This is a genomic window from Vreelandella lionensis (assembly GCF_044543515.1).
Lineage (GTDB): Bacteria > Pseudomonadota > Gammaproteobacteria > Pseudomonadales > Halomonadaceae > Vreelandella > Vreelandella lionensis.
The window spans coordinates 625-15219 of record NZ_JBITWC010000018.1 but is presented as its reverse complement, the minus strand read 5'-3'; the positions used below and the strand labels follow the sequence as shown (position 1 = coordinate 15219).

General features: G+C 56.0%; 14 protein-coding genes. 2 read left to right on the top strand and 12 right to left on the bottom strand.

What is annotated here, in order from left to right; genetic code table 11:
• Positions 1 to 40: 40 nt before the first annotated feature.
• From mltG to ACIGG6_RS12040, 9 genes are all read right to left on the bottom strand, one after another.
• On the bottom strand, positions 41 to 1045 hold the full coding sequence (gene mltG, locus ACIGG6_RS12080) for an endolytic transglycosylase MltG (RefSeq protein WP_253503064.1): 1005 nt from the start codon (positions 1043 to 1045) through the stop codon (positions 41 to 43).
• Positions 1046 to 1063: 18 nt separating this feature from the next.
• Positions 1064 to 1888: an aminodeoxychorismate lyase gene (gene pabC, locus ACIGG6_RS12075; RefSeq protein WP_399844670.1), complete on the bottom strand. Its 825-nt coding sequence runs from the start codon at positions 1886 to 1888 to the stop codon at positions 1064 to 1066.
• Between the two features lie 6 nt (positions 1889 to 1894).
• Positions 1895 to 3133, bottom strand: a complete 1239-nt coding sequence (fabF, locus tag ACIGG6_RS12070; RefSeq protein WP_253503058.1) for a beta-ketoacyl-ACP synthase II — start codon at positions 3131 to 3133, stop codon at positions 1895 to 1897.
• Between the two features lie 194 nt (positions 3134 to 3327).
• Complete coding sequence (gene acpP, locus ACIGG6_RS12065) at positions 3328 to 3561, bottom strand: acyl carrier protein (RefSeq protein WP_008956801.1); 234 nt, start codon at positions 3559 to 3561, stop codon at positions 3328 to 3330.
• Positions 3562 to 3685: 124 nt separating this feature from the next.
• Positions 3686 to 4429 carry a 3-oxoacyl-ACP reductase FabG gene (gene fabG, locus ACIGG6_RS12060; RefSeq protein WP_253503055.1) on the bottom strand — a complete coding sequence of 248 codons (744 nt, stop codon included), beginning with the start codon at positions 4427 to 4429 and terminating at the stop codon, positions 3686 to 3688.
• Between the two features lie 52 nt (positions 4430 to 4481).
• The gene (gene fabD, locus ACIGG6_RS12055; RefSeq protein WP_399844667.1) at positions 4482 to 5441 is read right to left on the bottom strand and encodes an ACP S-malonyltransferase; all 960 of its coding nucleotides are present in this window, start codon (positions 5439 to 5441) and stop codon (positions 4482 to 4484) included.
• A 157-nt stretch (positions 5442 to 5598) separates the two neighbouring features.
• Positions 5599 to 6612 (bottom strand): phosphate acyltransferase PlsX, encoded by a 1014-nt coding sequence (plsX, locus tag ACIGG6_RS12050; protein ID WP_253503078.1) that lies wholly within the window; start codon positions 6610 to 6612, stop codon positions 5599 to 5601.
• Positions 6613 to 6652: 40 nt separating this feature from the next.
• Positions 6653 to 6823, bottom strand: a complete 171-nt coding sequence (gene rpmF / locus ACIGG6_RS12045) for a 50S ribosomal protein L32 (protein WP_009099300.1) — start codon at positions 6821 to 6823, stop codon at positions 6653 to 6655.
• A gap of 36 nt (positions 6824 to 6859) precedes the next feature.
• A complete protein-coding gene (locus ACIGG6_RS12040; protein ID WP_399844666.1) occupies positions 6860 to 7408 on the bottom strand; it encodes a YceD family protein in 549 nt (182 codons plus the stop codon).
• 159 nt (positions 7409 to 7567) lie between these two features.
• On the opposite strand from ACIGG6_RS12040, the gene ACIGG6_RS12035 reads away from it, so the two are divergent.
• Positions 7568 to 8170, top strand: a complete 603-nt coding sequence (locus ACIGG6_RS12035; RefSeq protein ID WP_399844664.1) for a Maf family protein — start codon at positions 7568 to 7570, stop codon at positions 8168 to 8170.
• Positions 8171 to 8172: 2 nt separating this feature from the next.
• Here the strand turns inward: ACIGG6_RS12035 and sppA are convergent, their stop codons facing one another.
• From sppA to ACIGG6_RS12020, 3 genes are read right to left on the bottom strand one after another with little or no spacing between them, the layout of a single operon-like run.
• The gene (gene sppA / locus ACIGG6_RS12030; RefSeq protein WP_399844662.1) at positions 8173 to 9288 is read right to left on the bottom strand and encodes a signal peptide peptidase SppA; all 1116 of its coding nucleotides are present in this window, start codon (positions 9286 to 9288) and stop codon (positions 8173 to 8175) included.
• A gap of 32 nt (positions 9289 to 9320) precedes the next feature.
• Entirely contained in the window at positions 9321 to 9974 is a 654-nt protein-coding gene (locus ACIGG6_RS12025) for an HAD family hydrolase (protein WP_399844661.1), read from the bottom strand.
• A 12-nt stretch (positions 9975 to 9986) separates the two neighbouring features.
• Positions 9987 to 10928 carry an RluA family pseudouridine synthase gene (locus ACIGG6_RS12020; protein ID WP_054645061.1) on the bottom strand — a complete coding sequence of 314 codons (942 nt, stop codon included), beginning with the start codon at positions 10926 to 10928 and terminating at the stop codon, positions 9987 to 9989.
• Positions 10929 to 11618: 690 nt separating this feature from the next.
• Here ACIGG6_RS12020 and rne point away from each other — a divergent pair.
• The coding region (gene rne / locus ACIGG6_RS12015; RefSeq protein ID WP_399844659.1) for a ribonuclease E at positions 11619 to 14595 on the top strand (2977 nt) is incomplete at its 3' end.

The following is a 14595-nucleotide window of genomic DNA, read 5'->3' as shown; positions in this document are numbered from 1 at the left end:
CTCAATAGATACGCCATCGACATGTTCAGTGTTTAGCTATTTAACGGTTTCGAATATAGCGATTCACGGCATTGTTATGCTCGCGTAATGTGCGCGAGAAGTGATGCGTGCCGTCACCTCGGGACACAAAATAGAGCGTTTCGCCGGGTAGCGGCTTCACCGCCGCCTCCAATGAGGCTCGCCCTGGCATGGCAATCGGCGTCGGCGGCATGCCGTCAATCACATAAGTATTGTAAGGGGTGGCTTCACGTAGGTCTGCCCGTGTGATGCGACCATCATAGCGCTCGCCCATGCCGTATATTACCGTGGGGTCTGTTTGCAGACGCATGCCACGCTCCATCCGGCGCTTAAATACCCCAGCAATCTCTCTGCGCTCTTCAGGCGCCCCGGTTTCCCGCTCAATCAGCGATGCCATAATTAGCGCTTCATAGGGCGTTTCAATGGTTAAATCGTCATCCCGTTCCGCCCACACTTGCTCCAAAATGCGCTCCATCCGATTTAACGCTTGGCTCAAAATATCGACATCGCTCATGCCCAGATGATAGCGGTAGGTATCGGGGAAGAACCAACCTTCAGGAAAGGTGTCCTCACGGTCCAGCAGCGTCATGACTTCTTCGTCACTCATGTCTGCCGTACGGTGTTCAAGCTTCGGCGCACTATTTAGCAGCGCACGCATTTGGCGAAAGGTCCATCCTTCAGGTACGGTCAGCGAATAAGTCACCACGTTATTACTGCCCAGCAGGGCCATCACCTCTCGCCCACTCATCCCCGGTGTGAGGCGGTACTCGCCAACCCGTAGACTTGGCACCTGCTCTGGGTCTATCCGCGCCAGTAGTTTAAATGCCCAGGCATCCTCAAGCACTCCTTGCGCCTCTAAATCGCGAATGACTTGATTAAAACCAGCTCCGGCAGGCACTTGATATAGGGTGGGTTCCTCTACCGCAATTGGCGCCGTTAGACGCTGCTGCCAATAAGCATAACCGCCGAGCGCAGCGGCAACGGCCAGCACAACCAATATTCCAAAGACGGTAAGTAACCGTTTCACGTTGACACCTCAATCTATTTATTTGGATTCTGATGCGAGAAACACACTGGGATAGCCCAGCAGGCGGTGAGCCTCACGCTGCAGTGGGTCTGGCCCTGCTAACACAGGCCAAGTCGCGATCAGGCCGCCCTGCGTATCAAGCAATTCACACACAGGCCACACGCCCTGTACCGAATTACCCACCCAAAGGCGTTCAACCTGTGGTAGTTCCGAGACTGTCAGCCCCTCTTCTTCAATAACGCCGTTAGCCAATAGCGCAGCGCGCAGAGTACCTGCCACGCCGCAGCGGTTTACCCGAGGGGTCAAAAGACGCCCTTCCGTTGACCAGAAGAGGTTCATACTGGTTGCTTCCACCATTTCGCCTGACTGGTCCGCTAACAGACCTTCGGCAATATGGCTCTCTTGCCACTCCTGGCGAGCTAGCACATTCTCCAAACGGTTAAGGTGTTTGATGCCCGCAAGCAGCGGTTGATGCCCTAAACGAAGATGGCACAAACGTACGCAGACACCGTGTTGCCACCGCTGCCCGTTGGTAACAAAAGGCGTTCGCCGAAAGATCAGCCTGGGCTCAGGATGATCAGGCAGCGCGTAGCCTCGGCCACCGCTTCCGCGTGTCAATATTAGTTTAAGTACTTCCAGCGCTGCCGCAGGGGGCGACTGCCACACCTGCGCCAGCTGTTGAGAGGTAGGCAACGGGATATTCAAGCGCCGACAGCCCTGTTCCAAGCGCGCGAGGTGATAATCCCAAAGTACGGGTACCCCATCGCGCAGCAGCACTGTTTCAAATACACCGTCGCCATACGCTAGCCCGCGGTCATCAAATGGCACCTGGGGCATGGGCATAAAGAGTTATACCTTTTTGAACAGCAGGGAGCCGTTAGTGCCACCAAACCCGAACGAGTTGGAGAGCGCGATATCAATACGCATATCCCGCGCGGTATGGGGTACGTAGTCGAGGTTGCAGCCCTCCTGGGGGTTATCCAGGTTGATGGTGGGCGGGGCGACCTGGTCACGGATTGCTAGAATGCTGAATACCGCCTCTACCGCACCGGCGGCACCCAATAGGTGGCCAATCATCGACTTGGTTGAGCTAACGGCCACCTGCTGGGCCGCACTGCCCAACACTTTTTCAATAGCGCGACTTTCAGCCAAATCGCCGGCGGCAGTTGATGTGCCATGGGCGTTGATATACTGCACGTCTGCCGGATCAATAGCGGCATCTTTAATCGCATTGCGCATGGAGAGCGCTGCGCCGCGGCCATCTTCAGGCGGTGCGGTCATATGGTAGGCGTCATCACTCATACCAAAGCCAGCCAGCTCCGCGTAGATAGTGGCGCCACGGGCTTTCGCATGCTCGTACTCTTCTAGCACCAGCACCCCTGCACCATCAGACAGCACAAAGCCATCGCGGTCGGCATCCCAAGGACGGCTCGCTGCTTGCGGGTCATCGTTGCGCGTTGAGAGCGCGCGCGCGGCAGAGAAGCCACCTAAACCTAATGGTGTGGTGGCCATTTCTGCGCCGCCACAAATCATGACATCCGCATCGCCGTAGGCGATGGTGCGCGCGCTGTAGCCAATATTATGGGTACCGGTGGTGCAAGCCGTGGTAATCGCAATATTCGGCCCTTTAAAGCCGTGCTGGATCGCCATGTTGCCGGAAATCATATTGATAATAGAACCAGGCACAAAAAACGGTGATACCCGACGTGCACCGCCTTTATTGAGCGCATTATGGTTATGCTCAATCATTGGCAGCCCGCCAATTCCAGAGCCAATCGCCACGCCGATTCGCTCAGCATTCTCCTCTGTGCACTCTATCCCTGAATCCTGTACCGCCTGAGCACCGGCAGCCATACCGTACTGAATGAACAGATCCATTTTGCGAGCGTCTTTGGGGTTCAGGTAAGGGCTGATATCAAAATTCTTTACCGAACCGCCAAACCGCGTATTGAAGCCACTGGTATCAAAGTGCTCAATAGACGCTATGCCGCTTTTACCGGCGACAATGTTCGCCCACGACTCATTGACACTATTGCCCACTGGGGTCACCAGGCCTAACCCAGTTACCACTACCCTTCTTCGCGCCATCAGTTTCCTCCAGGCATCCATGGTGACACGACCCATCTGGGTCATTTGCTGCAGAAATTTGGTGACTAGTATAACGGAGATTGAACGTTATATTCATTGTGAGCGTAAAGCAAAAAAGCCGCCCCATATCAGGACGGCTTTTTTAAGACGGATGGGTGAGCACCCCACCCTGGTTCACAGCGTCGACCGCGCCCTTACTGGTGGGCGTTTACGTAGTCGATGGCTTCTTGAACCGTGGTGATTTTTTCAGCTTCTTCGTCAGGAATTTCAGTATCGAACTCCTCTTCCAAAGCCATCACCAGTTCAACGGTGTCCAGAGAGTCGGCACCCAAGTCTTCAGTGAAAGAAGAGCTATTCTGGATGTCTTCTTCTTTAACGTTCAGGCGCTCTGCCACAACTTTCTTAACGCGCTCTTCAATAGTACTCATCAACGTACTCCAGTCGTTCACATTAGCCGTTAGAGATAACCAGCTATTTGGAAACCGCAAGCCAAAAGCTGCGGGGTAGTTTATAGACGCCCTTAAGTTGACGCAACCGCCAAGCCTAAGGCCATCAACGCATATTCATACCGCCGTTCACGTGCAGCGTTTCACCAGTGATATAGCCTGCGGCATCGCTGGTTAAAAAGCCAACCGCTGCGGCGATCTCTTCCGGCCCACCTAAACGCGCCAGCGGAATCTGCTTTAGCAGCATTTCATGCTGGGCTTCAGGCAGCGCTTCGGTCATGTCGGTGGCGATAAAACCAGGCGCAACGGCGTTTACGGTAATGGCACGGGAAGCAACCTCTCGCGCCAACGCCCGGCTAAAGCCTTCCATACCTGCCTTAGCAGCAGCGTAGTTAGTTTGGCCCAGGTTGCCCATGGTTGCCACTACAGAGCTGATCGATACAATCCGCCCGAAACGCGCCTTGGTCATGCCACGAAGACACGCCTTGCTGACGCGATATACAGATTTGAGGTTGGTATCCATGACGGAATCCCACTCCTCCTCTTTCATCCGCATCAGGAGGTTATCACGAGTGATACCCGCATTGTTAACCAAAATAGTCGGGGCACCAAAACGCTCGCCAATGGTTTTCAGGACCTCATCAATGCTCGCTTGGTCCGTCACGTTCAGGCACATACCAGCGCCTTCAACCCCGTTAGCTTTCAGGTCGGCATCGATTTTTTCTGCGCCAGCTTCGCTGGTCGCTGTGCCGATGACAATACGCCCTTGGCGGCCCAGTTCATGGGCGATAGCGCGACCAATGCCGCGGCTCGCACCGGTCACCAAGGCAACTCGTTTTTCTTGCGTCATAACACGTTTCCTTCCACTGAACTAAGCAAGGGTAGCTGAAAATGGCCGTTTATCACGCATTACCCGCTAACGTTTCTCGCGCAAGCTCCAGTGCTGCGTCCAAACTATCAGGGTCATTGACCGCAAGTCCTTTGGCTCCGCGCACAATACGTTTATTAAGACCTGTCAGCACTTTGCCTGGGCCACACTCAATGAAGACATTAGCACCTTGCTCAGACATTGCTTCAACGCAGGAGGACCAACGTACTGGCTGGTAGAGCTGCTCAATTAAACGAGTGCGCAGCGTATCAACATCTGCATGCGCCTGGGCATCGACGTTCTGAATAACAGTATAGCGAGGGGCACGTAGCTCAATCGCCTGCATCGCTTCGGCAAGACGCTCAGCAGCAGGTCGCATCAGCGCGCAGTGAGAAGGAACAGACACAGGGAGAGCAAGTGCGCGCTTAGCGCCCGCTTCTTGGCAAGCAGCAATGGCACGCTCAACGGCTGCTTTGCTACCAGCAATGACGACCTGACCCGGGGAGTTATAGTTAACTGCAGAAACGACATCGCCCTGGGCAGCGCTTGTGCAAGCGGCTTCCACCGCGCTGTCATCAAGCCCAAGAATGGCGGCCATTCCGCCTTCACCAGCAGGTACGGCTTCTTGCATTGCCTCTCCGCGCAGGCGCACCAGTTGGACACCCTCTGCAAAGCCCATTACGCCCGCACAGACCATAGCGCTATACTCACCCAGGCTATGGCCCGCCATCACGCTGGGGCGAGGACCTTCCAGCTCCTGCCAGACGCGCCAGATGGCAACGCTTGATGTCAGCAGCGCAGGCTGCGTGCAAGCCGTGGAATTCAACGCTTCTTCCGGCCCTTCTTGGACTACTTTCCATAAATCGTAGCCCAGCGCGTCAGACGCTTCCTCAAATGTCGTTCCCACCACACTGTAGCGCTCGGCTAGCTCTCGCAGCATTCCAAGCTGCTGAGAGCCTTGCCCGGGAAAAATGAGGGCAAGGGGTTGAGACATGTCGTTCACCTTTGCTCTTGTAGGCATTTGCTCAGTTGAGCGATAGGCGTCGTTATTGGCAATACTGTAGAACAGCTATGGCACATCCTGCTGCCGCCAATAACCCGCAAAAAAATCGTGCAATGTATTATTATCACCCACCCAGCTGCCAGCGGAGCTAAGCCCAACGCCTGGCAAGCCGAGTCGGTAAATCATGCTCTACTTCCTGCAATGCTCGCTGGATAGCATAGTAGAACCCGTCTGCGCGGGCACCACCATGGCTTTTCACTACAATACGATTTAACCCAAGTAGGCTGGCACCGTTGTAGCGAACGGGATCAAGCTCCTGCTTGAGCCGTTTGAGCACAGGTTTGGCCAGTAGGCTTGCTAAACGGCCACAAAGACGCGATTCAAACGCCATCTGCACACGCTCCACCAGCATACGGGTCAAACCTTCGCTCGCCTTGAGCACCACGTTACCAACAAAGCCATCGCAGACCATGACATCAATATCGCCCTGGAAGATGTCACCACCTTCGGCATACCCCTGATAAGCAAAACTTAATGTGGTAGCGCGCTCACGCAGCAGCCGGTCAGCCTCTCGCACCGTCGCACTGCCCTTGGTCGCTTCCGCGCCAACATTCAATAGCGCGACTCGAGGGCAATTAATACCATCCATACATTGCGCCATTGCCGCACCCATCATGGCAAAATCCACTAGCCGTGATGCGGGCGAATCCACATTTGCGCCTAAATCCAGCAAATAACAGCGACGACCACCCCGTGCAGGAATCGCCGTACTGATAGCAGGTCTGGAAAAGCCTGGCAGCATACCAAGCTCACGCCTTGCAAGCGCGACTAGTGCACCTGTGTTTCCTGCACTAACACCCGCGGCGGCATAACCTTGTGCCACATAACGCAACATATGCACCATGCTGGTCTTATCCCCAGAGCGTAACGCCCAGGCAGCAGAAGCATCTTGTGACACAGTATCAGGCGCATCGCAGACGACTAAACGTGACGCTGCCGCAGCCAAGGGCTGCGGCAAGCGCGAAAGCTCAGCGACAACACGCTGACGCGGGCCAAACAGAGCGAGCTCTAGGTCAGGACGTTCAATCACTGCCCTTGCAGAGCCTTCTATGATGACACGAGGGCCTTGGTCACCCCCCATGACATCAATCGCTAGGCGCAATGCACCCACTCTGTTTCGCCACTCGTTAGAGAGTTAAGGATTAAACCTCAACTACCTTACGACCACGGTAGAAACCATCCGGAGAAACGTGGTGACGCAGGTGAGTGGTACCGGTTTCTTTATCCTGGGAAAGAGTCGGTGCGCTCAGCGCATCGTGGCTACGACGCATGCCGCGCTTGGAACGAGTTTTACGGTTCTGTTGAACTGCCATGGGTGTTTACTCCAAGGTATGTAGGGTAAGTGATGCTTACTTTTTGCCTTTCAAAGCGCCACTGCTTTTCAAAGCATTGAGCACCGCGAAAGGATTCTTGGCTGAAGCGGATTCATCCGCCGCGCCTTCGGTCTTGCTGACCAGCTGCTCCGCCGAGACATGGCATTCGGTCTCATCGTGATAGACCACCTGCGGCAGGCTGAGGATTAATTCGTCCTCAACTACCGTCAGCAAGTCCAGCTGTTCATTTTCCACCAGCACCGGCTCATGACTGGCAGGCAGCTCGGCCGCCAAGGTTTCGTCGGTAATCATTCCAAGCAGGAAGTCACTGAAAACGTCTTGGCTAAGCGGCACCATACAGCGGCGACAAGGCAGCGCCAGGGTCGCTTGCAAATGGCCACGAATTTCGCGACGGCCTTGGGCATCTACACCAAACTCAAGCACGACGTGACAGTCGCCGGTTTGGTCACCTGCTTCTTCAGCGAGGCGGGGCAGCTTATTCAGCGCCACTAAGCCTTCAAGTCGTTCGCGGCGGGCTGCAAGCTTATAAGGCTCAACCCGGCTGGGGAGTTGTGAGGTCAACATAGGCGCGCAATGATAGGCACTCGCCCTCCTGGTGTCAAAGCTCATGGCATAATTCTTATCGGTTTATCGATGAAAACAGCGTCAATAGGCATGCCGCTGGGCTTTCGCTACACTCATTGCCAGTACATATTGCGCCATTCAGGCCACAAGGAGACGATAGTGCCGCAAACGCAAAACGCCCCCCTCGTACTCGCCTCCAGCTCGCGCTTCCGCCAAGCGCTGCTGGACAGGCTACACCTGCCCTACCAATGCTACTCGCCCGATATTGACGAAACGCCACTTCCAGACGAGTCACCAAAGGCACTCGTTCACCGCCTAGCATTGAGCAAGGCTAATGCCGTCGCGGAACGTTTCCCCAACCACTGCATTATTGGTTCTGATCAGATTGCTCTGTTTGAAGGGGATATTCTCGGTAAACCCCATACTACGGAGCGGGCCCGCGCTAACTTAGCCCGCTTCTCAGGCCAACGAGTCACTTTTTTAACTGGCCTGGCCTTATTAGACACGCGCCACCAGCGCCATCAGGTCCATATCGAACCGTTTGACGTGGTGTTCCGCACGCTGAGCGAGCGGGAGATTGAGCGCTACGTAGCAATAGAGCAGCCACTGGATAGCGCCGGCAGTTTTCGCATGGAAGGCTTAGGCATTGCTCTGTTTGAGCGCTTAGAGGGGCGTGACCCCAATGCGCTGATCGGCCTGCCGCTGATTGCCTTGTGCGACATGCTTCGCCAAGCAGGCATGAACCCGCTTGGCGATGCCTAATGCTACTGCGCCTGAAACTTTATAGGCGCATGACCGCTGTGCAAGCCAAGCACTTCCGCTGCGGCCTGGGTAAAACGCCGCGTTAGGCGCTCAAAGGGATCCAGGCGGGGCGTATAGTTCTCCCATGATGCCTCACCCACCTGAGCACGCGCCACCTGCTCAAGGCTTGCCAACTCATCGACCAGCCCCAAGCCAAGCGCCTGCTCACCGCTCCAGATCAGCCCGGAAAAGATCTCCGGGCTATCACTCAAACGATCACCACGCCCAGCCTGTACATCATTGATGAACTGCTCATGAGTTTGAGTGAGCACGCTCTGCCAGAAACGAGCCACCTCCTCATCCAAGGGCTGGAATGGATCTAAAAACGCCTTGTTCTCGCCTGCAGTCATCACCCGCCGCTCGACGCCCAGCTCATCAATGGCTTCTTGAAAGCCAAAACCGGCATAGATCACCCCAATAGAGCCCACCAAGCTGGCGGGAGATGCCACTATCTCATCCGCCGCGGCGGCAATATAGTACGCCCCGCTGGCACCGACATCCTCGATCACGGCAATAATCGGCTTATCTCCCTGCTCACGCAGCCGCATAACTTCCGAGTAAATACGCTGCGACTGCACTGGGCTTCCACCAGGGCTATCAATATGCAGCACCACTGCCGACGCGCTTTGGCTCTCCCAAGCCTGGTTTAACCCTTGAATAATACGCTCAGCATTAGCGGGCGAATCGCTGGCGATCACGCCATGCACTTCCACCAATGCAAGATGTTGCTGCGCAGGCACCGCGGCTGACGGCTCGGCTAAAAACACGCGATATAACGTAACCGTGAGTGATACCAGCACTAGCGCCAGCAGCATCAGCCGAAAAAACAGCTTCCAACGGCGGGTTCTACGCTGCTCGGTCAAGACGCCACCAATCCAGCGATCCATCATTTCAAGCTGCGCTAGGCGCTGACGCTCTCTGAGTATTTCCGCATCATCATCCTGCCCACCTGGCAACGGAGACTCTTGTGCCTTGGTGGAGACATCCGGCCCCTGGGTCCAGCGATCATGAACACCACGCTGATCTTCACCTTGAGAAGCCTCTTCACTGTCACCACCGCGCTGCTGCTCATCACTCATCGTCGGTTCCTACTCTTCGTTTAAGGACGCCCTTATGCATGACGCAGCCAGTCAAATAGCGACGGCACGTCTTCAGCGACCCACACCGGCTGGCTAGCGGCTAGCCGAGCGGGAGTATGCACTCCGTAAGTTACGCCCACCCGATCCATACCGATAGCACGCGCCATTTCAAGATCATACTCAGTATCGCCCACCATTACCGCTCGCTCTGCGGGAACCTGAAGCTCAGCCAAAATCTCTAGCAGCATTTGCGGGTGGGGCTTAGAGCGCGTTTCGTCAGCAGTCCGGCTAGTGTGGAACAGCCCCCCGCTACCTGTTTCATTAAAAACCCGATCAAGCCCACGACGGCTTTTACCCGTCGCCACCGCAAGTCGCTGCTGAGGCCGCTCTCTCAGCCTTGCCAACTGCGCTTCAACCCCATCAAAAAAGGGCATAGGCGTGGTGTCACCATGAACAAAGTGATGGGAATAGCGCTGGCGCAAGCGCTCCGCCTGCTCTGGATCAATGTCTGGGCAGAGTTTGGCAATCGCCTCAGGAAGACCCAGCCCAATAATGTCTTCTATGGCGCTGACTTCAAGCTCACCCCATTCAGCGTCTGCCGCTGCTGCCTGCATACAGGAAACAATCTTCGGCACAGAATCCATGAGTGTGCCGTCCCAATCGAAGATAATTAGCTCGTAGCGCATAACAGTTCTCTTTTATTGACGTGCGCGCTTGAGCGTCTCTTCAAGCGCCTCCGGAAGCGGCGCTTTTACCGTCACCGGCCTGCCGTTGCCAGGCTCGGGGAATGTTAACGAACGTGCATGGAGAAAAAGTCGCCCCAACCCCAGCTGCTTGGTTAACAAGCCGCTCTCACGAGTAGCGTACTTATCATCCCCCAGCAGCGCATGGCCGGCATGGGCTGCGTGCACACGAATCTGGTGTGTGCGCCCCGTAACGGGCTCAGCCTCAATTAGCGTGACCTTTTCAAAGGTTTCCACTACAGAGAAATGGGTGCGCGACACTTTACCGTTGGGATCTACCCGCACGCGCCGTTCGCCGTTACCTGCATCAAAACGGTCCAACCGAGCACTTTCATAAGTTTTACGGGCCGGCCAGCGCCCGGCCACCAGCGCCAAATAGCGCTTATCCATGCCGTGCTTTTTCAACGCCTCGTTAAGGGTTACCAGCGCATCGCGAGACTTGGCGAGCAGCAAACAACCGGAGGTATCACGATCTAGGCGGTGCACTAACTCCAGGAACGTTAGGTCGTCCCGCACTTGGCGCAACGCCTCGATGAGACCAATCTTAACGCCACTGCCACCATGGACTGCTAAGCCTGACGGCTTATTCAGCACCATCCAGTCGGGCCCTTCCATAATGACGCTGCCGACAAGCAGGTCGCGCAGATTATCGCTCACCTCTTTCACCGCCTCTTTAGGCGCTAGGCGCAGTGGCGGAACACGTACTAAATCGCCCGCTTGTAGGCGATAATCCACTTTTACCCGTTTCTTATTGACCCGAACCTCACCTTTACGCACGATGCGGTAGATCAATGCACGAGGTGCACCTTTTAGCCGGGTCATTAAAAAATTATCGATTCGCTGACCCGCTTGTTCCGGGGCGATATCCACCCACTGTACTTCACGCCCTTCGGACATTGCCGCGCACTCCTGGTGACATTCTTTAACGTCAGGCTAAAAACGGCATTCTAACGTAGACCCACCGGCATTGCGTCAATTGCTGGTGGTTGTCTTTACTGTTATATTCCAAAGCGCTCATCGGCCAACGTGGCCGGGCCGAACGTGGCCCGCTTATATAATTCTTGTATGGCGAATGATTGCCCACGTTTTGCCTTCGCACCTGCCCGACAAACACGCAGGTCAGAGCGAAAAAGCATGGATCAGTGTACGCACTACCTGCTTATAACGTATTGAAATGTAGTAACTCTGCCGTTAAGTAAATGGGTAACGACAGAGAGCGTCAGGTCATGCCAGCAACGGCAGGCCCGTCATTAAATAAACGTTACGCTTCAGAGTGGCAGCCCCTTTTCGTCACAAGGCACTGTCAATTCTGGGGCGCAAAGATCAACGCTGTGCCGATACCGGCGTTGGTGAATCGATGAATGCCAGGTGTGGGCGGTGTCAGCAGAGCCGGATGGACGTGACAGCCACCGAAACATGTTCTGCCGCCGCCACGTACTCAACGCCCTTTCGGCCGGGTCGGCAAAACTGCCTTCCCGGCTTAATGCGTCAGCATAACCATGCGCCGAGCACAAGCACGCAGCACCCAGCGATTCGCCGACGCTAGCCTTTAAAAGCGCTTCGGCACGCCATGCTACGTGAGACAACATGAAACGGATGCTAATTAACGCGACCCAGCCGGAAGAGCTGCGGGTCGCACTGGTAGATGGACAGCGCCTGTATGATTTAGATATTGAATCTGGCGCTCGGGAACAGAAAAAAGCCAATATTTATCGGGGTAAAATCACCCGTGTAGAACCCTCTCTCGAAGCTGCTTTTGTTGACTTTGGCGCCGAGCGCCACGGCTTCCTTCCGCTGAAAGAAATCTCCCGCGAATATTTTGTCAAAGATGTCTCTGGCCGTCCGAGCATTAAAGAAGTGCTCAAAGAAGGCCAAGAAGTCATCGTTCAGGTCGATAAAGAGGAGCGCGGCAACAAAGGGGCAGCGCTGACCACCTTTATTAGCTTGGCAGGCCGCTTCCTCGTCTTGATGCCCAACAATCCTCGTGCGGGCGGTATTTCACGGCGTATCGAAGGGGATGATCGCAGCCAGTTAAAAGACGCCATGGGCCAGCTCACCGTGCCCGACAAAATGGGGCTGATTGTGCGCACCGCTGGCATTGGCCGCAGCCCGGAAGAGCTTCAGTGGGATCTGGATTACCTCGTACAGGTGTGGGAATCCATCACCACGGAAGCGGGCAAACGCTCTGCACCGTTCTTAATCTACCGTGAATCCAACGTCATCATTCGCGCCATGCGCGATTACCTTCGTCAGGATATCGGCGAAGTGCTGATCGACAGCCCCGAGATTCATGCGGAAGCACTGGCGTTTATTCGCCAAGTAATGCCCTCTTACCAGCAGAAGATCAAGCTTTACGCGGATGAAGTTCCCCTCTTCTCCCGCTTCCAGATCGAGTCACAAATCGAAACCGCCTACCAGCGAGAAGTAAAGCTACCGTCAGGTGGCTCGATTGTGATTGACCATACCGAAGCCCTGGTGTCTATCGACATTAACTCTGCCCGCGCAACGCGGGGTAGTGATATCGAAGAAACAGCGCTGCAAACCAATTCCGAAGCGGCCGACGAAATTGCCCGTCAGCTTCGCTTGCGAGATATTGGCGGCTTGGTCGTGATCGACTTCATCGACATGGGCCCTGCGCGCAACCAGCGTGAAGTCGAAAACCGCATGCGCGATGCTCTGAAGCTAGATCGTGCTCGGGTGCAAATTGGGCGCATTTCACGCTTTGGCTTAATGGAAATGTCGCGCCAGCGCCTACGCCCCTCCCTGGGCGAAACAAGCGGCGTAGTGTGCCCACGCTGTAACGGCCAAGGCACCATCCGCGACGTGCGTTCACTATCGCTCTCGATCATGCGCCTGATTGAAGAAGAGGCAATGAAAGAGCGCAGCGCGCAGATTCGCGCCATCTTGCCGGTACCGGTGGCCACTTACCTGCTAAATGAAAAGCGCAGCGTACTGGCAGATATCGAGTCTCGCCAAGGCGTTCGCGTGGTGCTGCTACCCAGCCCAGAAATGGATACTCCGCACTACGATGTTCAGCGCCTGCGGGATGACCATTTGGACGAAGACGAGAGCCATACGCTCTCCAGCTTCGAGCTGTCTACCGACACCGATGTTGGCAAAGAACCTGACCCTAGCTTTGCACCGCCCGCACAGCGGGCCGAAGCGGCCGTTAAGAGCGTAGTACACAACGCCCCAGCACCGGCATCGCTACAAACAGAAGAAACGCCTGCTAAAGCGGCTGCAGCCACCCCTGCACCCGCCGCTACTGCTGAACAGCCCAGCGTGCTTGGCCGCTTTATCCGCGGCTTTGCTAAACTGCTGGGCGGCGATGACGGCAGCCAGCAGCCAGCTCAGGAAGCCCAGGCACCAAGTAAGCAGACCGAACAGCCGAAGAGTAGCCGCCCGCAACGCAGTGAACGCCGCTCCAAACCTGCTCAGGAGCGCAGCGACAGCTCGCCCAAGCAAGAGCAGCGTAGTGATACCACGGCCAAAAACGAGCAGCGCAGCAGCACGCCATCCGGTAATGCCACTCCTCGCAATGACGATGCAAGCGATAAGCGCAGCGGCCCCAGCCGCACCCGCAACCGTCGTCGTCATCCGCAGCAGGACGATGCCAAGGCCCAAGAGAGCGCGAAAAACACGCATCAGAAAGAGCCCGTAAACAAGGACGCTCCTAAAGAGGAAGCAGCCAAGCCTGCCGCCCAGCCGGATAACCGTCGTGACAAGCCACGTGATGCCAAGCCCAAAAGCGATGAACGCACGCCTACGGCCCAGGCTGACGACAGCAAGCAAGACGACGGCAAGCCGAAGCGTACGCGTAACAACCCACGTCATCGTTCGCGCAAGCAGGCGCTAAACCCTCAAGCGGAAGCAGAACAACTGAAGCTGCAGGCAGAAGCGGAGCAGGCACCTCAGCCCCAAGAAGCCCCGGCAGCCACAGCGACATCTGAAGCCGCAAGCGCGCCTGACAACAACACGGAAGCACCGCCAACACCGGCTGACAAGCCAGCAACTGAGCAAGTAAGCAGCGAAAAAGACGATAGCGCTGAGCAGGCTCAAGCGGCAGCGGATGACAGCACAACTGCTGAGCGCCCGGCCAACAGCGCCGACAAAGCGCGCAAGTCGACGCGCCAGCGCCGTCAGGCTCAGCCTGAGTCAGTGCAGCACGAAGCCACCAGCACACCAGCGGCTGACAGCAGCGATGCAGCAGCCTTGAGCGCGCCAAACGCTGACGAGACCAAGGCCGCCGATGCTCAAACTGACGACCTCAAAGCGGAACAGCCGCCGGTGGCTCAAGAAACCGCAGCCCAAGACGCCACGGAAGCGCCGCAAACCGCTGCCGAGCACGTCGCAGAGAGCGAGCCTAAAGCGAATGACGCAGCTGCAGAAGCAAGTGCGGCAGAAGCTGCTGCTGAAAGCACAGTGCCCACAGAAGAGCCTCAGACTCAGACGGTAGCGAATGAGACTGCTGAGACTGCTGAGACTGCTGAGACTGCTGAGACTGCTGAGACTGCTGAGACTGCTGAGACTGCTGAGACTGCTGAGACTGCTGAGACTGCTGAGA